Raw genomic sequence first — 21155 nt, 5'->3', positions numbered from 1 at the left:
AAAAGCTTATACAGGTTGCGGAAACAATGGAGAAAACTATCTTTAAGACGGTAGAGTCTGGAGTTAAGACAGGTGATTTAGGTGGCAGTGCTTCGACTTCTGAGTTTGCAGAATCTATCATAAAGAGTATTCAAAGTGGAGAATAAGTAAGTAGAGTCTCTCTGGGTCGTTGCTATTTCATCTTAGCTGGTACAACTTTTGCGCTTAAAAGGAATAGAATACATTTGGATTCAATCGCCGAAAGAATCGAGAGAAGGAGTATAGCCCTCAAAGGAAAAATTGTTTTCGTAAAAGGATCTAAACAGGAGGATTAGATATGTTCAAAGATATTCCTAGTACAAGTGTTTCAGATGCTCTTCAAGGAAAGAACCACATGTCTTACGAGATTAAACCTATAGGAGATTTTCATCTGTCTGGACCTGCATTCACGGTAGAAATAGACGAAGGGGAAAACATATCCGTTTTGGAAGCTATGTATAAGGCGAAACCAGGTGATGTATTGGTTGTTGACGGAAAAGGCTGGACAGAAAATGCTGTCGCTGGAGACTTTATTCTTAATTTAGGCAAGACACTGGGGCTGGCTGGAATTGTCATCGATGGAGTAATCAGAGATATCAAAGGAAGTTTGGCTCTAGACTATCCGATTTTTTGTAAAGGGACAACGACATGTGCTAGTAAAAAAACTCAGAAAGGGTTGATTGGCGTCCCAATCGTTTGCGGAGGAGTGACTGTAAATCCTGGTGATTATATTGTGGGCGATAGTGACGGGGTAGTTGTAGTTCCGCATTCTGAAGCGAGCAGCATAAGAGAGCAAGCACTAGAAAAGATAAGTGTCGATGAAAAAAGAGAGAACAGTGTAGGTCAGGATGTTGACGCTGCCAGAAAATATATTGAGGACTTTTTAATAAAAGTCGAAAAAAATATTGTCTTATAAAGAGTTCTATGAGTACACTAATTCATAATGGAAGAGAGGCAAGGTATCTAATGAGACCTTGCCTCTCTTCTTATTACTGTCATTTTTCCAATTCAACCGTTTCATTGATATCTGTCGATTTTGCACTTTGCCCAGTCATACGTTTATACATAAAGGCAATTTTCTTCGTGAAGTTGCCTGTATCCCAATATTCAGCTGCTTCCGCTTGTACCTTAATTAAGACAACGCTTGGATCATCAAAAGAGGTTTGCATAATTTTCTCGTATGCTTTACTCCATAATTCCTTTCTCTTGTTTAAATCTTCAATGATTTCCGCTCTTCCACGTATGGAGACATAGGATTTACCTGCATAAGCCACATTCACATCTTGGTCATGCAGAATTTCTTCATATTTATCAGTTTCTTTTTTTGTGAAAAACCATAAGTCACCATTAAATTCTACTTCTTGCGTTTTCATAGGGCGAGATACAAGTCCTTCTTCCGTAACAGTAGTCAGCATCGCCGTGTCTACGTCTTTGATTAACTCTCTTACTGTTTCCAATTCTTCTTGTTTCATCATTTCCACCACCTAAAAACAATTTATAGAGGTATACTACCCTTCACGCCAATTTTTATTCGGATTGGTGAACTACTAAACTATTTTTATTTGTGTCAGCATTTAAAAGCAAAGTAAAAGAGTAGTGCCTACTAGTAAGGCGAAGTCAATACATATAACTTAATAATCAGGAGGTCTTTATGATTACAGTAAAAGAAGTTGCAGAGATGCTTTACCTAACTGAACAAACAGTTCGTTTACATACAGATAAAGGATTAGTACCGAGTTTCAAGTGAGATCGTTCGATAGTGAGTCTATTTATTGGCGTACAGGAGTGAAGTACGTAAAGAAAGGGGAATGTCGATACAGGCAATAAAAAAATTGTTGAATGTTGCTTAGTAGACCATACCACTTTGCAAAGGCGTTATGAGATCTTTCTTAGCAACAAAGTAAAGCACAGGATCAATGAGAAGAAAAAGCTATAAAAAGAACTCAATTCATGGATAATAAAGTGATTTTGAAACAAGTGAAGATATAAATGAAATCTCCCAACCAGATCAAGAACAAAGTTTATTCTTCTCACATTTTAATCCAGAAACAAGAGAATTCTTAACAGGATTAGGTAAATAAGAATATACACTAACTGTTATATGGAGCATGAAGTGAATTATAGAAAGCTTCCCTTGAGAGAAACAGTCGATAAACAATACTGTTAGCTTCGGGGAGTTTTTTTTAAGGCTAAATATTATAGTTACTTTAAATTACTAATCTCTTTTAACAGGAACCAACAGACCGATAAGACAAAACAGGGAAAAGGCAACAAAAGTTATAGTATAAGTTGTTATATCAATCATTTCTCCTGCACCAGAAGATCCAATGGATTGACCAATACCTAATGCTAAGAAGGAGAGACTGACCCCTATTGAGGGCATTTGTGCAAATTTGTGCGAACTCCATACAATTAATATTCCAGTAATGAAAATATATGAAATTCCAAAAAAAACAGATGAAAGATAGATAGTCGTTGTGGTAGGGATAGTAATAATTAAAATTGCTGAAGCCATTATAGTAATGGCTATACGATAAGATAAAGTTAGCCCAATTCTATTAATTAGTCCTCCTGCAAAACCTCCAACAACTCCGGATGCTCCCATGATTACCCAGAACAAAGAGCTTTCCGCACTGCTCATCTTGTATTCGACTGCTAAATAGGTTCTTGAAAATGTCCAAAAGATAGAGGAACCAATACCGATGATTAAGGAAGAAATCAATATAAACTTTGCTTTATTAAATATAGAATATTTAAAGATATTCTGTTTTGAAGTTAAAATATCTTTTGCAGGTATACTCACTGAATTCCATATGAGTACTGCAAGTGCAATAGTTGCAAAGACAATAAAGGCAAACCTCCATTGTTCAGCAAATAGTAATGCAATCGGACCAGACAGTATCAGTCCAAAACTTGTACCAGTATTAATCCAAGTATTTCCTCGATCACTATCTTCTTTAGTTAAAGATGTTGCCGCTACCTGACTAAAAGCAGGGGATGCCCAACCACTTCCTAAACCGGCAATAAAGGTACCGCAAATAAGGGAGAAAAAACCGTTAGAGAGTGCTATAACTATTAAACCAATGATTGCACTCAATCCAGAAAATTGTATTACCCTTTTCTGACCAAACCTACTTATTATATACGAAGAAATTACCAAAGCTAACGAATATGCGATGTAGGCTGCAGAACTTGCAAAACCAGCGTTACTCTCAGATAATCCAAGTGAAACAGTAATATTTGGCAGAAATAGACCAAAGCTTAGTCTTGCAAAAGCGTATGTCACTCCAACCATAGCAATCCCTGGGAATATGATTTTCCACATGTTAAAGCTCCTTTTATATAGAACGATCATTATACTTAATTGAAAAAAAACAAGTAAATCAATGCTGTGTCAGCTCCAATTTACTTCTCAAACAAATTTTGTATTGTAAACATTAACTCAGAATAGACAGCTTCCAAATCCAAAACTTCTGAGAGGGCAGTAGCTCCTTCAAATAAGATTGCTAAGCGTGTTGCCTCAGGATAATTGAAATGATGCTCTTCAAAAAAAGAGATTAATAACTTTTTATGAGCTACTGCGTACTTATTGATCTCATTCTCAGCAGAAGGGAACTCTTCTTTAGCTCTTAAAAACATACATCCTTTTCTATAAGAACGGATCCATTTAAAATGAGCTTCTGCTAAGGATAAAGCGCAACTTTCTTTGTTTTCGGCTGCTGTTTCTCTTAAAAGAGAGAAGTATCTGTTTTCACGTTTTTTCAACGTTTCTAATATCAATGCTTCTTTGGAGTCAAAATGATTGTACATGGTCATTAAAGAAACATTCGCTTCCTTAAGTACTCTTTTCAAACCGACTGCATGAAATCCATTTTCATAAAATAATCTTTCTGCATGTTCTATTAAATCGTTTCTTTTTTTGCTCATTTCACAACACCTTTAGATAGAGTGGTCAGTATACTTTTATCATAAAAAGATATCGATAGCAAATGAAACTCATGTAAAGAGAAAACAACTAGTGATGTATGTATCAAAAAGAAGAGCAGTCCATTTATTCGCATTTCGTTAGTAAAGGAGCTATTGTACAAGCTTTTCAAGATGAGGTGGATTTATCAAAAGATTCTTGACGGTTATGAGGATTTTGGAAACACTGGATTGAAAGTGTTGCGTATATAGTAGAGCACAGGTGGTTTGATAAACAGAATTAATAAGATCAAAAAGGCTGACCCATTAAAGGTGTACAGCCTTTTTTTAAAACGACATTGCATTTTTCACTTCTTACTCCGACTATACCATATCATCACTGGAATCAATAAAACAGAAAGTAAGCCTCCAACAACGGCTAATATTGGGAAACTGGAACCTGCTACAATCATACCGGACAAAGCGCCTCCTGCAGCACCAGATAAAGCAATCAAAACATCGACTGTACCTTGGGTTTTTGCGCGTATGCTAGTTTCAGTAGAATCTACAAGAAGGGCAGTGCCGCTTATCAAACCTAAGTTCCATCCTAACCCAAGTAGCGATAGGGCAATGATAAGCAGAGTCATAGAATCTCCTGGAGCTAGTGCAGCAATTAAGCCTGCCAGAAGCAATGTCACTCCAGAAGCAATCGCCATTGTAGTACGCCCCAACTTATCAACAAGAATGCCTGTAAATAGGGAGGGGAGATACATCGCACCTATATGAAACCCAATAACAAGACCTACGGTGCCCAGTCCATGTCCATGATGATTCATGTGAACCGGTGTCATCGTCATGATTGCAACCATCACGATTTGTGTTAGGATCATAACAGTTGCACCAACAAAAATACCTCGCTTGTATGTGTGTCCGTATGTATCTGTATCTTCGCTCTTGTGATGATCCTCTTTAGCTGCTTCAATCGCTTTTGCTATAACTAACGGTTCTGGTCGAAGTAAAACGAATAGAACAATACCTGCTAGTATGTAAGCAACTGCTGCTAATATAAATGGACCAGCAAGTGATGGAACACTTATGGACTCAGCAATATTCCCCATCACATTGACTAAGTTGGGTCCTGCAACTGCACCGAATGTTGTGAAAACCATTGTCATGCTGATAGCTGTCGCGCGCTGTTTGCTATTCGCTAAGTCAGTGCCTGCATAGCGAGCTTGCAGATTGGTGGCTGATCCTGCGCCATAAATAAGCAAGGAAGCAAATAATAGCAAAATACTATTTATAATTGCTGCAATGATGACTCCTATAGCTCCAAGTCCGCCAATGATAAATCCCGCAGAAAGACCCGCCCGACGCCCGAAATGTTGAGAAAGTCTGCCAACAGAAAAAGCGGCTCCGGCCGATCCCAGTGTGAATAAGGCAGTAGGCAGGCCAGCATACGCATCTGTACCAAGCATTTGCTGGGCAATGAGAGCACCAACGGTTACTCCTGCTGCTAATCCTGCGCCTCCAAAAATCTGTGAGATACTAACAACCAATAAAGTACGCTTATATAGTGCTTTTTGTTTTTCTGAAGAATGAACATAGCTTTGTACCAAAGCTGATTGAGTTCCTGCATCTCTATCTTTCACTATAAAATTCACCTCTCTTTTAAGAAGTCCCTTAATTCAGGTTTGCATTATCATAGCACGCACAAAAAAACCATACAATGCAATAATTGTATGGCAAACAATATTACTTGATTTTATCTAATAAGTTTTTAAGAATAGCTAGTCCTTGCTCTAACTCTTCCATGGTATTTGGTGCACACACAGAAACCCTTACAGCTCTTTCTGGTGAGCTGTTGCCTACAACAAAACGATCAGCTGCATACACCTGCACGCCCTGTTTTGCAGCTAATGTTTCGAACGTACCACCAGTAATCGTACCGGGTAATAAAAGCCAGCGAAAGATGCCTGTATCATTGCCTAAGCAAGTATAGTCTTTAAAATACTCATTTATGATCTGATTTCTGCAAATCGTCTGTTGGCGGTGATTATCGACTAAGACTTCAAATTGATTGGATACAATCGTTCGTGCCGATAATTCTGCTAACAGGGGCGAAACAGTTATATTCAGATTGTACAGTGCCTTGGAAAGTTGCTCTTTAAATTGCCCTGGCACTGCTACATATGCTAGTCGCAGACCTGGAGCTAATGATTTTGATAAACTGGCGATATGTATGACCTGCTCCGGAGCAAAGGATGCTAGAGCGGGCATCGGGTCTTCATTAAGCAAATGATACGATGCATCTTCAATTACAAACAAGTTATACTTCTTCGCAATTTCTGCAATCTTTTTTCGTTTTTCCATGGATAGAAAGGAAGCTGTAGGATTGTGATAATCCGGGATTAAATAAACGCCTTTAATGTTTTCGTTCTTACATGCATATTCAAGCGATTCCGGACTCATCTCATAATTCTCTGATTTTATCGGTACAATTTGCACGCTGAGCATGGCAGCAACTGTTTTTAAGCCAGGGTATGTATGTAAGTCAACACCAATTCGATCTCCGGGTTTACAAAGACTTGCCAATGCAGCTGCAATCGCATTTTGTCCTCCATTTGCAAATAATATACGCTCTACGGATGTTTCGAATCCGCTTCTTTTGATTAACTGTACAGCTGCATCTTTTTGCCAAAGGCTTTCACCTGACCTGCCATAGCTGAACCACTTTTCATAGTCTGACTCTTGCAGCATGGCTTTAAGTTGAAGCAGGAGAGGTTCATATGAAGTATCATCCGGCAGTGTTGCACCCATTTCTATTAAATGCTTCGGCTCTGTATCCTCGAGTAAATAAGCATTCGACAAAGCATCGTATGATACGTAGGTACCACTTCCAACAGAGGCGCTTAGCAATCCTTTTAGCTCACAGACTTTAAAAGCTTTTGAAATGGTACTTACGTTTAAATCCAAATAATCAGCCAGTTCTCTCTGGGGAGGAAGTTTGGTTCCGGGTATGATAACACCATGGATTATATCTCGTTCCAATTGCTCAGCTAACGCTTTGTAGATAGGCTTATTAGTTTTATCAAGAACTGGCTTCCAGCTCATAGGATAGTTATCAAAAGAATTAATAGGCATAATTTACATTCCTTTTTAAGCAAATTTATGATGCTGATTTGTTATTTAATTATAGGCGTATTAGGGTTGGGAGCTACAGTTGCTATTATGACTGTTTCTAATGACGTAGTTCAATTAGTTTTTCTAATAAATAAATGTATTATTGGTAATACTACTTCTTGTTTTAAACCATTGCTTTTAACGTTTAAATGTATTGAAGGTCGGGAAAAGTAATCATAAGGATACTGAAAAGAAACTTATTGTAATTATTATAATTGAATAATTTATATTAGATAACAAGTATAATAATTGATGAAATGGAATTTGAATGTTAGAATTATTTCGAATAATCTAAGGAGGTACACCAATTTGGCTGAGAATAAAGATAAGAATGTTGAGAGAAAGACCCTAACTACTAGGCAGGGGCATCCAGTTACAGATAATCAGAATATCCGTACGATTGGTGACCGAGGTCCGGCAACACTTGAGAATTATCACTTTATCGAAAAAATTTCCCATTTTGACAGGGAAGAGGTACCAGAGCGGGTTGTACACGCAAGGGGTGCTGGGGCGTTTGGTTATTTTGAAACGTACGGAAAAGTAGGGGACGAGCCTGTAGAAAAGTATACACGTGCAAAAGTCTTTTCGGGCGCTGGTAAGAAAACGCCATTGATGGTTCGTTTCTCTACAGTAGCGGGGGCAAAAGATTCTCCGGAAACTGCTCGAGATCCTCGTGGTTTTGCAGTGAAGATGTATACGGAAGATGGAAACTGGGACTTGGTTGGTAACAACCTGAAGATTTTCTTTATCCGTGATGCGATGAAGTTCCCGGATATGATTCATGCGTTCAAAGTAGATCCAGCGTCAAACGTCCCTAATCCGCAGCGCATGTTTGACTTTGTGTCACGTACGCCTGAGGCAACACATATGATTACATTCTTATTCTCGCCATATGGTATACCAGCAACATATCGCCATATGCAAGGTTCAGGTGTCAATACTTATAAATGGGTAAATGAAAAGGGAGAAGCAGTCCTGGTGAAGTACCACTGGGAACCGAAGCAAGGCATCCGAAATTTGACCCAAGAAGAAGCAGATTACATTCAAGGAAAGAACACCAGTCATGCAACACAAGATTTATATGAGGCAATAGAGCAAGGGGATTACCCGGAATGGGAGCTATTCGTTCAGATCATGGAAGATGACTATCATGAAGAGCTTGATTTTGATCCTCTTGATGATACAAAACTATGGCCGGAAGATAAATTCCCGTGGCTGCCTGTCGGAAAGATGGTATTGGATCGTAACCCGGTAGATTACCATGCGGAAATCGAACAAGCAGCATTTGGTACTGGTGTGCTTGTCGATGGAATGGATTTCTCAGACGATAAAATGCTGCAGGGCCGTACTTTCTCTTATTCCGATACACAGCGTTATCGTGTGGGTGCAAACTACTTGAAATTGCCCGTCAATGCACCTAAAACTACTGTTCATACGAACCAGCATCGTGGACAAATGGACTTCCGTGATCCGAGAGAGTCTGGTGACAATCCACATATCAATTATGAACCATCCATGCTTGGCGGTTTGCAGGAAGCGGATAAAGGAGAACGGCCGCAGCACCGTCCAACATATAACGCTGCAGCTATGAGCGCGCCGATCGATCGCCCGAATAACTACGGGCAAGCAGGTGAAACGTATCGCAACCTTGAGGATTGGGAGCGAGATGAGTTAATCAATAACTTGTCTAATGCTTTGGCTGTTTGTGATAAATCAATCCAAGACGCCATGGTGGAGCACTTTACACAGGCAGATGAGGAATATGGCCGTCGTGTGAAGGAAGGCATTGAGGCGAAGCTGAAAGAAATCAAAGAAAACAAAGAAGAAAATAAGCTTCCAGGACGCGAAGCAGGGCACACGAAATTTGGTCAAGGTTCATTAGCTGCAAATGAAGCTACTGATGAAGCTGTAGAGAATAGCCGTAAATCAGATGAGTATTAAGAAATAAAGTTTGTATAAAAGGGCTGTCACGTGACAGCCTTTTTGTATGCATTTTTTAGCTTGCTGCCCTGATCAGTCGAGGTATTTTCTATTTGAAATTCTACAAACTTATAACTAAGGATATATTCATCTAGTTTGTGTTATGTAACATCCTCTTGATGAACTAGAGACTCTATGTCTTCTTAATGTCATATGCAGCACTTCTGCTGGAGCTTTTCGCATTATAAAATACCGGATTCCAATAGAGGAATCCGGTATTTTAGTGCCCTCTCTAAGTGGACGGATCTATTTTAGATACCAGCATCCTAAGAGAAGGAAGTATGAAAATTCATTTAAGCTAATCTCGTCTTAAAGTCTTGATAACCAAACTCGCGCACGACCTTACAATCTCCATCTTTATCTCGTATCGCAATGGCAGGTAAGGGCATACCGTTGAATGTGTTGGTTTTTACCATGGAATAGATAGCCATATCTCCGAAAACTAATCTATCGCCGGCTTTTAATGGCAGATCGAAAGAATAGTCTCCTATTACATCACCTGTAAGGCAGGTTTGCCCGCCAAGTCGATATGTGAATGGCTTCTCACCAGCTTCGCCTGAGCCAAATAGAGGAGGGCGATATGGCATTTCCAATACATCTGGCATATGACAAGTTGCGGAAGTATCAAGAATGGCAATTTCAATTCCATTCTTATGAATATCAAGCACTGATGTAATCAGATAGCCTGCATCAAGCGCAATGGCTTCTCCTGGCTCAAGATATACTTCTAAATCGTACTTTTCCTGCATTCTATTAATACACTTTTCTAGAGTGGGGATATCATAATCCTCTCTAGTGATATGGTGACCGCCGCCAAAGTTGATCCATTCCATTTGCGGCAGCCATTGACCGAATTTTTCTTCCACGGCATTCAGAGTCGTCTCTAAATCGTCCGAATTCTGCTGGCAAAGGGTATGGAAGTGCAGTCCTGAAACACCTTCAAGCAACTCTGGAGAGAAATCTTCCTGTTTCACTCCGAATCTGGAACCTGGGGCACATGGATCATAAATTTCATGTCCATCTTGTGTGGAACATTCAGGGTTAATACGCAAGCCAACTTTTCTGCCAGCCTCAAGAGCCTTATCCTTAAATTTTTCCAGCTGTGAGAAAGAGTTAAAGATAATATGATCACAAATGGATATGATTTCGTCGATTTCATCTTCACGATAGGCAGGGGCAAAGACATGATTTTCCTTGCCCATTTCCTCGTAACCTAGACGAGCTTCGAACAGGCCGCTCGCTGTTGTGCCGCTTAAATACTTTCCAATCAAGGGGTACATTGCTGTCATGGAAAAAGCTTTTTGCGCTAACACAATTTTTGCTCCTGTACGCTGCATGACACCATTCAGGATTTTTAGGTTCCTTTCGATGAGACCTTCGTCAACTACATAACAAGGGGTTGGTAATTCTTCAAACCGCATGTTATCGAACGGACTCCTGATCTTTAGCTGCAGGCTCATCAACTAGCACTGGATTGAAGTCTTCTACCCATGGAAGTCCCCATTTGTTCAGCTCTTCCATGAATGGATCTGGATCAAACTCCTCAATGTTAAACACGCCTGGTTTGTTCCATTTGCCAGTCATGATCATAGCGGCACCGATCATGGCAGGAACGCCAGTTGTATAAGAGACAGCTTGGGAACCAACTTCTTTGTAGCATGCTTGGTGGTCACAGACATTGTATACATAGTAAGTTTTTTCTTTGCCGTCTTTTTTACCTTTGAAGATACAGCCAATGTTTGTTTTTCCAACTGTACGCGGTCCAAGTGTTGCTGGATCTGGTAATACAGCCTTTAGGAACTGAAGTGGAATAATCTGTTTTCCTTCGAATTCGATTGGTTCGATGGAAGTCATTCCTACATTTTCAAGAGCTTTAAGGTGTGTAAGGTAGCTTTGGCCAAATGTCATGAAGAAACGAATACGCTTGATACCAGGGATATTCAGAGCAAGAGATTCAAGCTCCTCATGGTAAAGCAAGTACATATCTTTTTTTCCAACTTCAGCAAAGTCATACTCGCGCTTGATTTCCATTGGTTCTGTTTCGATCCATTCGCCATTTTCCCAATATCTTCCGTTAGCAGAAACCTCACGGATATTGATTTCCGGATTGAAGTTCGTTGCGAAAGGATAGCCATGGTCTCCGCCATTACAGTCAAGGATATCGATATATTCGATTTCATCAAAGTAATGTTTTAGTGCATATGCAGAAAACACACCTGTAACACCTGGATCAAAACCGCTGCCTAAAAGAGCAGTGATTCCTGCTTTTTCAAAACGCTCGCGGTATTCCCACTGCCATTTGTATTCAAATTTAGCTGTATCCTCTGGCTCGTAGTTTGCTGTGTCCATATAGTGTGTTTTTGTTGCAAGACAAGCATCCATGATCGTCAAATCCTGATACGGCAATGCTAAGTTCATGACAATATCCGGTTTTACTTCTTCGATTAGAGCGATTAGCTCATCTACATTATCTGCATCCACTTGCGCAGTGGTGATTTTTGTTTTACCGCCATCTAATTTTGCTTTTAATTCATCACATTTAGATTTTGTTCGGCTTGCGATACAAATCTCTTCAAATACCTCGCTGTTTTGAACGGCTTTGTGAACAGCTACTGAAGCTACGCCGCCAGCGCCAATAATAAGTGCTTTACCCATTCTTTTATCTCCTAACTAAGATAGATTTTTGTCTAGCAAAGAAGAATACTGAACCAACCAAGCGATCAGAGTTGTTGCCACTTGCACGGCTGCAGGAAAGAAATACTTAGAAATAGTTCCCTAAAAACAAAAAAGCAAGTGCCAGAAACGCTAATCGCGCATCACACTTGCTTTAGATATAATTATCAATATTAAAATAGCATAGTAACTCCAGAACAAAAGCAGTTCGATTAAACTGAGTCTTTTGCAAGAAAGCTTTTTAATATTCAAGAATATATCAAATAGGATCAGAGTCTAATAGCAAATAATTACTTTTACCACTCTTATTGACCGTTTCACAAGTTGATGTGCATAAGCACTGGTTGTAAAGTAACCAACTTATAAAATTTGAGCTTCTAACTCAATCAATAGGGCAACTAAAGTTGCCAATCGGCATTTGACCCGGCTGTCCGTATGGCCCTTAAACTTCTCTCAAGAGAGAAGTGGTCAAAATTATCTGCTTGGAAAGATCCAGATATATTGAATAGCAGCTTTCCAAATAACGCATCTATTATACTAACACATATAATTTATATAGCAATAGACAAATTTCATTATATTTTTTCCAGAACTTGAACCTAAAAACTGACAGGAATAAAGAACTCTATAATGCCCTTTTATTTTTAGACATAAACATGCCTGTAACATATATTATCATTATACTGAGAATTTATTAGAAGGGGGGGCTTTGCTTGAATAAATCATTACTTAATTCCGTTAAAAAAGGGGGATATATATTCTATGCAAAGTATGGTGAAGCGACAGTCGGAAGGGATCTATCTAACCTGACTTTTTAAGACTGTTTACCCCAAAGAAAATCTTACAGAGATGGGCCGCAGGCGGGCTATTTATGGAGAAATTCTCCGATACTTAGGAATTCCAATTGAATATCCTGTTACAGTAAGCCCTTTTTGCAGGACAAGAGAACGGCACAGTTAGCATTTGGAGGTAGCTATATTGTTATTAATCTATTCGGGATTGAATTGTATAAATTGAGTAGAGAATTAACAAATAAAGATAAGAAGAATTTTGAATGAACTTAATTCCATACTAGAAGTAATACCGGAAGTAGGTGGGAATCAATATATCATTGCCTGTATTTTTCAGTTGGAATCGGTTTAGGTCGTATTCCAGATATGGGTACCGTAATTGTAAAACCTAATGGGGTAGGAAAGGGTTATCAAGTAGTTAGTAAATTAACGTTAAAGAAATTAAGTATGCTAGGAAATTAGAAGCTGGCAGATGACCAAAATCAGTGAATAAACGTATCACGGATAATTATCTTCCATATTCTATTTATGTTGGAAGTTTATCTTTATTATTCATTTTGGTCAATAAACTTTGGCAATTACTATTGCTCTTTATTAATTTAAGTTCTCCTAATATACAGTTTAAATATACACACCAATCTTTCATACTTATGAACCTCAAAGTTATAGGCAATTGAGTTCATGGCAATAAAAATAGAAAAGGGGCATGAGTGTTCAACACTCATACCCCTTACTTAAAATTGGCACTATATGATTGTGTTCTAACTAATTAGCGCCAAGTATTCATGCCTCCTCGGACATTGGTTATACAATTGAATCCCATTTTTTTAAGCACTTTTGCAGCTTGCAAACTTCGCATACCACTTTGACAGATTACAACCACTTCTTTATTTTGATCTAGGCTCGAAGCTTTGCTATTCAATTCATGAAGTGGAATATTCTTGAATTGCTTAATATGGTTTGCTCTATATTCACCAGAGGTACGGACATCGATAAACTGTTTATTCTTATCTTTTAAAATACCTTTAAGTTCAGCGGTACTGATTTGTCTAGCTGCTTTGTTCGAAAAGCGATTCCGTATAACAAAATAGATTATTAAAGCAATAAGAATGTATAGGATATATTCCAAGGTTCTCTCTCCGATCAATATTAGATAAATAGATTTACGTTGCCGTCTTCAGCATCACCAAGATATGCGGCAACACCTGCATACTCAATTTCATCTAACAGTTCTTCTTTTTGTAGCCCCAGTAAATCCATTGTCATCGTACAAGCAACGAGTTTGACGTCTTGCTCCTGCGCCATTTCTATGAGCTGCGGAAGGGTCATTGCATTGTGTTTTTTCATTACTTTTTTAATCATTTTAGGACCCATTCCAGCCATGTTCATCTTAGAGAGACGCATTTTATCTGCACCTTTAGGCATCATCTTTGCAAACATCTTCTCCAGAAATCCTTTGTTGACTGTTACATCTTCCGCTTTGCGAAGTGCATTTAATCCCCAAAACGTATGGAATATTGTCACCTCATGGTCATATGCAGCAGCACCATTGGCTATTATATATGCTGCCATTGCTTTATCATAATCACCGCTAAATAAAACGATAGTCGTACGTTTTGTTTCTGTCATTTTCATTTCTCCTATTCTTTGATACCTGCATAGGTATCATTTTGTTATGCTTTTTTAATCCAAAACTTCAATACGCCATCTTCTTCTGTATCTTGTAGTAACGCATGGCCGCCGGATTTCGCCCATGCGCTGAGATCAGCTTTTGCCCCTTTGTCAGTCGCATGTACTTCCAACACATCTCCTATATTCAGTTCATTGATTGCTTTCTTCGTTTTAACGATTGGCATTGGACAAGCTAGTCCTTTGGCATCTAACACTTTATTACTTTGCATAGATTAATTCCTCCAACATTTTAATTTACCCATAGGGGTATATTAGAGGGCGTGAGGATGAAAGTCAACCCCACTACTATTTACTTATCGGCTTCTAACTAACAAATTTACTGCTTCCTTCACCAATTCGTCAGCTTCTGTCCCGTTCTCGTTAGCTTCTCGAACACATTCCACTAGGTTAGAGCTCACAATTACACCAATAGTGCGGTCAATCGCAGTTCTTGTAGCGCTCAGCTGTGTAATAACGTCCTTGCAGTCTTTATCTTCTTCCATCATTTTTAATATACCGCGTAACTGTCCCTCGATACGTTTTATTCTATTTTTACTTTGGTTATCATATTTCATAAGGTTTCCTCCTTAAATAAGTTTTAGTATATTGCATTTACAATCGCATTCCGTTAATTTAAAGCCGATTACATTGTAGCCTTTATTTTGCAATATCCTTATTCCGATATTTTTTTCTACTTTATTAGAAACGATGACGAAAACTTGATCACCCTGTATTTCGTGCATATGCCGTTTAAGATACGCAACTGGAATTTGAATTGTATCGTCTACATAACTTCCATAAGATTTATTATAATCGCGTAAGTCTATTTTAACCACTTGATTAATTTGTGAATACAATCTATCGCTACAAGGAACATTAAATACAGGAAAGTATCTTCTGTAAAGGCTGAAAGAGACAAGCAGCGCAAAGATTAGAAGCGTAGAGATCATTATCACCAATCCTCTAATAGTAATTAAAAAACAGAATGTTACTCAACTTAATATATACCCTTGTGGGTATCAAGTCAATGTTTTATATCTCAGCTTATATTAGGTAAAGATAGAAGATATCATTAATAATTAGGTATGAAAATAATTACAGATTTCCGCTGTTGACATTATTTTTTTTGTTTGCTAATATACCCTCATGGGTATTCGGGATCTTAACGAAGCTCATTCTTAAGTTATTTTTTTTACTTTATAAAATACCCATATGGGTATTTAGATGAGGATGATAAGTTCTTACCACACTAACAATAAAGGAGGAGCAAAATGAGTATTAAACCAGAAATCGAAGCAATTTTGCCATCAAAAGTGGTGGAGAGTCTAGCAAAGAAAGAGAAGCTTCACATTATTGATGTAAGAGAACACAATGAAGTGGCTCTGGGTAAAATTCCAGGTGCTGAACACATTCCATTAGGAGAGGTTCTGACACGTTTAGACGAATTGGATAAAAATAAGGAATACATCATGGTATGCAGATCCGGAAATCGTAGTGGACTGGCTTCAGAGTGGTTAACAAATAAAGGGTTCAAAGTGAAGAATATGACCGGTGGCATGAATGCCTGGGAAAGTGAAACAGAATTAACCTAAATGGGGGATAAAAATGAGTATTAAAACAGATCATGTATTGGATGCGAAAGGACTAGCTTGTCCGATGCCAATCGTCAAAACAAAGAAAGCAATGAAAGAGGTCGTGCCAGGACAGGTTATCGAGGTTCAGGCCACTGACAAAGGATCTCTAGCAGATATACAAGCTTGGGCAAAAAGCAGCGGTCACCAGTATCTCGGTTCAACAGAAGAAGGAGAGGTATTGAAACACTACCTTCGCAAATCGGGTGATGCAGAAGCGAAAGAAGATAAAAACTTCCCGCATACCGTTCAAAACGAAGAAATTATTCAGAAACTGGATGCAGGTGAAGACGTCGTAATTCTGGATGTTCGGGAGCCAGCTGAATATACCTTTGGCCATATACCAGGAGCAGTTTCTATTCCATTAGGAGAACTGGAAGATCGTATGGACGAGATCAGCAAAGATAAAGAAATATACGTTGTCTGCCGAACAGGCAGTCGCAGTGATTTGGCTTCTAAGCAAATGGAGGAAAAAGGATTCAAAAATATCAAGAATGCTGTCCAGGGTATGGTGGAATGGTCTGGCCCATTAGAAAAGAATCAATAATAACTCAAATAGGAGGAATTAGAAATGGCAACTAAAGTAGCAATCATCGCAGTAATGGAAGTTTGTTTGATGCATATAAAGTGTTTAACGTAGCAACTGCTGCAGCAGCAAGCGACGCAGAAGTAGGGATATTCTTCACTTTTGAGGGATTGAATTTGATTCATAAAGAAGCTCATAAGCAGCTTCCGATTCCAGCAGGAAATGAACATTTTGAAGAAGGTTTTAAGCGGGAAAATGTGCCTTCCATTCCTGAACTAGTGGAAATGGCTCAAGAGCTAGGTGTGAAAATCATTGCATGCCAAATGACAATGGATGTGATGCGTTTAGATAAAGATCAGTTTATAGAAAGCATTGAAGTCGGGGGAGCAGCGAGCTTCATCCATTATGCGTCCGATGCCAATATCAGTTTGACATTCTAAGGAGGAAAGGGAATATGAAATTAATTACTGCAAAAGAAGCAGCAGAAAAGGTATTAAGCAAAGAACCTTTATTTATTCTGGATGTAAGGAACCAAGATGCATTTGGTGACTGGAAAATTGAAGGCTTTCATATTGAACATTTGAACGTGCCGTACTTCGATTTAATTGAAGGTGTCGAAGAAATCGTTGATAAAATTCCAAAAGATAAAGACTTGCTTGTCGTATGTGCCAAACAAGGATCATCCGAAATGGTTGCAGAAATGTTGGATGAAGCCGGTTTTGAAGATGTGCTCGTCTTGCAGGGTGGAATGAGAGCTTGGAGCGAGTATCTTAAACCCGTTAAGATTGGGGACCTTAGCAATGGTGGATCCATCTATCAGTTTGTCCGTGTTGGTAAAGGCTGTCTCTCGTATTTCATCGAATCGGATGGCGAGGCACTCATCGTTGACAGCAGCCGATCTGTAGATAGTTATATTGATTTCGCCAAAGAGAAAAACATTACAATCAAACATGTTGTAGATACGCATCTTCATGCTGACCATATTTCCGGAGGGCGCTTGTTGCGTGACAAGACGGAAGCAGTCTATCATTTGCCTCCAAAAGATGCTGAGGGAGTTCAGTTTGCTTATGAGCCGTTAGAAGAAGGGAAAGATTTGCAAGTAGGTAGAGCGACTGTACGTGTTCAGTCTATCTACTCTCCAGGCCATACAATCGGAAGTACCAGCTTAATTGTGGATGATAAATACTTGCTGACCGGAGATATCTTATTTGTGGAATCCATTGGACGTCCGGATCTTGCTGGAAAAGCAGGTGACTGGGCAGATGATTTACGTAATACGCTTTATAACACGTATGAACAACTAAATGATGAGCTTATCGTCCTTCCTGCACACTTCAGCAACACAAGTGAGCTAGGAGATAAAGGAGAAGTTCAGGCAAAACTGGGGGATTTATTTGAAAAAAATAATGGTTTAAATATGGATGAAGAAACATTCCGTAAAGCAGTATCAGAAAATCTGCCACCTCAGCCGAATGCTTATCAAGAAATTCGTCAAACAAATATGGGGAAAATCAGCCCTGACGCAAATGAGCAAAGTGAAATGGAATTTGGCCCGAACCGCTGTGCTATTCATGGTTAAATCAAGAAGTAAAGGAGCTTATAAAAATGAACAGTGATAAAGTGTTAGACGCGAAAGGACTAGCTTGTCCAATGCCGATCGTCAAAACAAAGAAAGCGATAAATGAGTTAAATGCAGGAGATGTGTTGGAAGTACATGCGACTGACAAAGGGGCAAAAGCCGACCTTAGTGCATGGGCAAAATCTACCGGCCATGACTTACTGCAAGATACAGAAGAAGATGGCGTATTGAAATTTTGGATAAAAAAAGGTTAATCCAGAGGAGGGAGAGTTACTCCCTCTTTTTTTAGTAAGAAAGGAGCAGCAGAATGGATATCACTTTCATTTTGATCCTATTCGTCATAGGTCTGATTGGTTCGCTGCTGTCCGGTATGCTCGGCGTCGGCGGGGCAATTATAAACTACCCCTTGTTATTATATGTACCTGTCTTATTGGGTTTCACAGGTTTCAACGCTTACCAAGTATCCGGTATTGTGGCTGTTCAAGTATTCTTTTCGACACTTTCCGGGGTATTTGCTTACCGTAAGGGGAATTACTTGAATAAACGTCTCATACTGACCATGGGGATTGCTGTCTTGGTTGGAAGTTTTATTGGGAGCTTTGGTTCACGTCTTTTAGCCGAAGAAGACATCAACCTTGTATATGGAATATTAGCTATCATTGCATCAATAATGATGTTTGTCCCTAAGAAGGGGAAGGATGATATAGAGCTGTCCGACGTTACATTTTCTACAGGATTGGCAGCAGGTTTATCATTCTTAGTGGGGATAGGAGCAGGGATTGTAGGAGCTGGAGGAGCATTTCTTCTCGTGCCAATCATGTTAGTCGTGCTGAAAATACCTACTCGTATGACAATAGCCACATCCTTGGCTGTTACATTCATTTCTTCTATAGGAGCTGTTGCAGGTAAGCTCTCAACAGGTCAGGTACCGTTGATTCCTTCCATTATTATTGTAGTCGCAAGTCTCGTTGCTTCACCGATAGGGGCTGCATTGGGGAAAAGGATGAATGTTAAACTGCTTCAGGGAATACTCGCAGTGCTGATTATTGCTACAACCATAAAGATATGGACGGATATTCTTAGCTAACTTGCATTAGAACTAATAAGAAGGAGATGGACGAATATGTTTCATTTTACTTTGGACATTTCCAAGACTATAGAAGAAGCTGTTGGATATTGAAGAGAATCTAAAAAAATAACAATTTGGTTTAATTTGGCAGTTTGGCATCAAGGAAAAGCTGCAAGACAAAGGCTTGGGATTGATCAATCATTTCGCGTTCTTGAAGTATGTGATCCTTTGATGCCCAACTTGTGCTGCAGCAAAATCAGTTGGTAGGTTATTTCCTTCCATGTAAAATAGTTGTGTACGAAAGTGATAATGGTACAAGGATAGGCATGCCAAAGCCGACAGCACTTGTGGAGTTAACGGAAGATGATAGTGTTAAAAGATATGCAAAGCAAATTGAAGGTCGTTTAATTGGATGTATAAATCAAACAAAGTGAAAAACCTCCCCAAATTGGGGAGGTTTTTAATTTTTCAGATGCAAGCCTTTGAACAGTGAATCCAGAGCTGCATCATTCTTTATCAATAGGTGAAATTAGTTATCACTGTACTCATCAATATATAAAGCACCATTTCCTCCTATAATCGCGTAGTTTACATCACGAATGTTTAGCTCCCTGTTTGTACAATTGCTTTTCTATCCAATCTCTAGATATATTGTTTTGTTGTAGGTTCTGTCCATAAATTGCGTATCCATAATTAGCTCTATAGGAAGTTTGGCTGATTGCGAAGTAGTAGATATAAATAGATTTTGTTTGGTTGTATTTTTGAATTGATCTTTCTTTAGTACAGACAAACCCCTTTGTTTCAATAATGGCATATTGCACCTCATCAATCACAAATATGTCACGTTCCAGTAATTGTTGGTTCAAGTTATCTAGCGTGTAGCGCAGTTTATTCATTTTTTTCTAATATCTTTCCATCTTGTATCAATAGAGTAGGATCTCCAGTTAAAAACTTCCTTACATTTTTACTTTTCAAAGAACTGAGAGCGGCTAAGTAACTAATAAGTACAAAGATTGCATAAGCAATCGATGAATGAATGGTGTACAGGTACTTTGATATTAAAGTCTAAATTTGCTAGAAGTTGATTCCATGGATTTTGATGTAATGAAATCAAAAATTGTCATTTGAGAAATAGTCTGAAGCTTAACTTAGGTTATTTTGTAGATGAAGATAAACTGGATTCCTTTCCTTGATGCCTTTAACTACTCTGGGTCTGGGACAACGGAGGATCTAAATGCTGATGACCGTTGGTGGATTGATATTAGACAATAGTCTGAGTTTTACAAGCAAGAGCTGCTTTGTTATTTGACAGTGATTAGATACACTTTAACTTTAGTATGCAAGTTTTCTTTGTGAATTTAAAAAACAAATATAGACCAGGTATTCCGGGTCTATATTTGTTTTTTTGATTTTTCTCCTTTTCTTCCAGGCTTCGAGGGATAGTTAAATATCGTAATCTCACTAGGGGCATATCCCCTTTTAGAAGATTTTAATCTGGAAGCGAGCAATGGCGGTAAAGTAGCTTTGAGGATGGATAATCATAGCTGACTTCGGGTGTTCTTCAATGGAAGGGGAAAGGTATATAGAAAGCGAACTATGATAAACCAGATAAAACAAAGGAGAGAAGACTATGAGTAAATCATTTATTGAACAAGTACATTATATTAGAATTCCTGTAAAAAATTTAGAACTATCTGCACAATGGTATAGAGATGTATTAGGACTTGAGTAACTAAATAATCCTGATGAACTTGCAATCTTAAAAGTAAATGAAGGGCCCTTCTTGCTTATCCTAGTTCCTACCGAAGATGAAACATTTGCACATTTTACAATTGATAACAAACAAGAATTTAGCATTGGCTTCACAATTCCAGAATAAACTAGATTTCATCAACACTTAATTGATAATCAAGTTAAGGTCGAGGATATAAAAGAATATATTGGTCATATCTTTTCCCACTTTTGATCCAAATGGTAATAAACTTCAAGTACACTGGTAAATCTCCAATCCATTGCTCATCTAATCCGACGGTACAATCAAGGCAGAGACTGATTCTATATTCCAATTAAGGAAATTTGAGGGAATTTTAATTCTAGCTTATCTTCAGCTGCTAAAACGGATTAATAAAAAAAT

Annotated in this window: 21 protein-coding genes and 3 pseudogenes; 12 read left to right on the top strand and 12 right to left on the bottom strand. The window is 38.6% G+C overall.

Going from position 1 to position 21155, the window contains the following annotated elements:
* The first annotated feature begins 316 nt into the window (after positions 1-316).
* Positions 317-934: an RraA family protein gene (locus CHH91_RS07490; RefSeq protein ID WP_095222838.1), complete on the top strand. Its 618-nt coding sequence runs from the start codon at positions 317-319 to the stop codon at positions 932-934.
* Positions 935-1013: 79 nt separating this feature from the next.
* On the opposite strand, the gene CHH91_RS07485 is transcribed toward CHH91_RS07490, so the two are convergent.
* Complete coding sequence (locus CHH91_RS07485; RefSeq protein WP_095222837.1) at positions 1014-1502, bottom strand: pyridoxamine 5'-phosphate oxidase family protein; 489 nt, start codon at positions 1500-1502, stop codon at positions 1014-1016.
* Positions 1503-1669: 167 nt separating this feature from the next.
* Between CHH91_RS07485 and CHH91_RS20900 the strand changes: the two genes are divergently transcribed.
* A complete protein-coding gene (locus tag CHH91_RS20900; RefSeq protein ID WP_141234141.1) occupies positions 1670-1765 on the top strand; it encodes a helix-turn-helix domain-containing protein in 96 nt (31 codons plus the stop codon).
* A 468-nt stretch (positions 1766-2233) separates the two neighbouring features.
* Here CHH91_RS20900 and CHH91_RS07480 read toward each other — a convergent pair whose 3' ends face one another.
* The 4 genes from CHH91_RS07480 to CHH91_RS07465 form a co-directional block, all read right to left on the bottom strand.
* Positions 2234-3343 (bottom strand): MFS transporter, encoded by a 1110-nt coding sequence (locus CHH91_RS07480; RefSeq protein ID WP_095222836.1) that lies wholly within the window; start codon positions 3341-3343, stop codon positions 2234-2236.
* A gap of 80 nt (positions 3344-3423) precedes the next feature.
* Positions 3424-3945 carry a TetR/AcrR family transcriptional regulator gene (locus tag CHH91_RS07475; RefSeq protein WP_095222835.1) on the bottom strand — a complete coding sequence of 174 codons (522 nt, stop codon included), beginning with the start codon at positions 3943-3945 and terminating at the stop codon, positions 3424-3426.
* A 344-nt stretch (positions 3946-4289) separates the two neighbouring features.
* Positions 4290-5582 (bottom strand): MFS transporter, encoded by a 1293-nt coding sequence (locus CHH91_RS07470; protein ID WP_095222834.1) that lies wholly within the window; start codon positions 5580-5582, stop codon positions 4290-4292.
* Between the two features lie 91 nt (positions 5583-5673).
* Positions 5674-7062 (bottom strand): aminotransferase-like domain-containing protein, encoded by a 1389-nt coding sequence (locus CHH91_RS07465; protein WP_095222833.1) that lies wholly within the window; start codon positions 7060-7062, stop codon positions 5674-5676.
* 348 nt (positions 7063-7410) lie between these two features.
* On the opposite strand from CHH91_RS07465, the gene CHH91_RS07460 reads away from it, so the two are divergent.
* Complete coding sequence (locus tag CHH91_RS07460) at positions 7411-9042, top strand: catalase (protein ID WP_095222832.1); 1632 nt, start codon at positions 7411-7413, stop codon at positions 9040-9042.
* 332 nt (positions 9043-9374) lie between these two features.
* On the opposite strand, the gene nspC is transcribed toward CHH91_RS07460, so the two are convergent.
* The 6 genes from nspC to CHH91_RS07425 form a co-directional block, all read right to left on the bottom strand.
* Positions 9375-10502, bottom strand: coding sequence for a carboxynorspermidine decarboxylase (gene nspC / locus CHH91_RS07455; protein ID WP_095222831.1), 1128 nt, complete (start codon positions 10500-10502; stop codon positions 9375-9377).
* Position 10503: 1 nt separating this feature from the next.
* Entirely contained in the window at positions 10504-11736 is a 1233-nt protein-coding gene (locus CHH91_RS07450; protein ID WP_095222830.1) for a saccharopine dehydrogenase family protein, read from the bottom strand.
* Positions 11737-13314: 1578 nt separating this feature from the next.
* Entirely contained in the window at positions 13315-13674 is a 360-nt protein-coding gene (locus tag CHH91_RS07440; RefSeq protein ID WP_095222829.1) for a rhodanese-like domain-containing protein, read from the bottom strand.
* Between the two features lie 20 nt (positions 13675-13694).
* The gene (locus tag CHH91_RS07435; RefSeq protein ID WP_095222828.1) at positions 13695-14174 is read right to left on the bottom strand and encodes a DsrE/DsrF/DrsH-like family protein; all 480 of its coding nucleotides are present in this window, start codon (positions 14172-14174) and stop codon (positions 13695-13697) included.
* A 44-nt stretch (positions 14175-14218) separates the two neighbouring features.
* The gene (locus CHH91_RS07430; protein ID WP_095222827.1) at positions 14219-14446 is read right to left on the bottom strand and encodes a sulfurtransferase TusA family protein; all 228 of its coding nucleotides are present in this window, start codon (positions 14444-14446) and stop codon (positions 14219-14221) included.
* A gap of 84 nt (positions 14447-14530) precedes the next feature.
* The gene (locus CHH91_RS07425) at positions 14531-14791 is read right to left on the bottom strand and encodes a metal-sensitive transcriptional regulator (protein ID WP_095222826.1); all 261 of its coding nucleotides are present in this window, start codon (positions 14789-14791) and stop codon (positions 14531-14533) included.
* A 696-nt stretch (positions 14792-15487) separates the two neighbouring features.
* Here CHH91_RS07425 and CHH91_RS07415 point away from each other — a divergent pair.
* The 7 genes and pseudogenes from CHH91_RS07415 (at position 15488) to CHH91_RS21435 (ending at position 19455) form a co-directional block, all read left to right on the top strand.
* Positions 15488-15808 carry a rhodanese-like domain-containing protein gene (locus CHH91_RS07415; protein ID WP_095222824.1) on the top strand — a complete coding sequence of 107 codons (321 nt, stop codon included), beginning with the start codon at positions 15488-15490 and terminating at the stop codon, positions 15806-15808.
* A gap of 13 nt (positions 15809-15821) precedes the next feature.
* Positions 15822-16394 carry a sulfurtransferase TusA family protein gene (locus CHH91_RS07410; RefSeq protein WP_095222823.1) on the top strand — a complete coding sequence of 191 codons (573 nt, stop codon included), beginning with the start codon at positions 15822-15824 and terminating at the stop codon, positions 16392-16394.
* Positions 16395-16418: 24 nt separating this feature from the next.
* A pseudogene (locus CHH91_RS07405) lies at positions 16419-16813 on the top strand (DsrE/DsrF/DrsH-like family protein).
* Positions 16814-16827: 14 nt separating this feature from the next.
* Positions 16828-17952 (top strand): MBL fold metallo-hydrolase, encoded by a 1125-nt coding sequence (locus CHH91_RS07400; RefSeq protein ID WP_095222822.1) that lies wholly within the window; start codon positions 16828-16830, stop codon positions 17950-17952.
* 26 nt (positions 17953-17978) lie between these two features.
* Complete coding sequence (locus tag CHH91_RS07395; RefSeq protein WP_095222821.1) at positions 17979-18206, top strand: sulfurtransferase TusA family protein; 228 nt, start codon at positions 17979-17981, stop codon at positions 18204-18206.
* 53 nt (positions 18207-18259) lie between these two features.
* Complete coding sequence (locus CHH91_RS07390) at positions 18260-19039, top strand: sulfite exporter TauE/SafE family protein (protein WP_095222820.1); 780 nt, start codon at positions 18260-18262, stop codon at positions 19037-19039.
* 224 nt (positions 19040-19263) lie between these two features.
* Positions 19264-19455 (top strand): DUF302 domain-containing protein, encoded by a 192-nt coding sequence (locus tag CHH91_RS21435; protein ID WP_353615316.1) that lies wholly within the window; start codon positions 19264-19266, stop codon positions 19453-19455.
* Between the two features lie 159 nt (positions 19456-19614).
* On the opposite strand, the gene CHH91_RS21430 is transcribed toward CHH91_RS21435, so the two are convergent.
* Entirely contained in the window at positions 19615-19917 is a 303-nt protein-coding gene (locus CHH91_RS21430; RefSeq protein WP_095222819.1) for a YetF domain-containing protein, read from the bottom strand.
* Positions 19918-20154: 237 nt separating this feature from the next.
* Here CHH91_RS21430 and CHH91_RS21205 point away from each other — a divergent pair.
* Both CHH91_RS21205 and CHH91_RS07370 read left to right on the top strand, forming a co-directional pair.
* Positions 20155-20293, top strand: a pseudogene (locus tag CHH91_RS21205) (anti-sigma factor); the annotation flags it as partial.
* Positions 20294-20651: 358 nt separating this feature from the next.
* Positions 20652-21021, top strand: a pseudogene (locus tag CHH91_RS07370) (VOC family protein).
* Positions 21022-21155: the final 134 nt, after the last annotated feature.

This window comes from Virgibacillus sp. 7505, assembly GCF_002272135.1.
Classification (GTDB): Bacteria; Bacillota; Bacilli; order Bacillales; family Amphibacillaceae; genus Terribacillus.
Note: the sequence above shows the minus strand (reverse complement) of the source record. Positions and strands in the feature narration are given on the sequence as shown.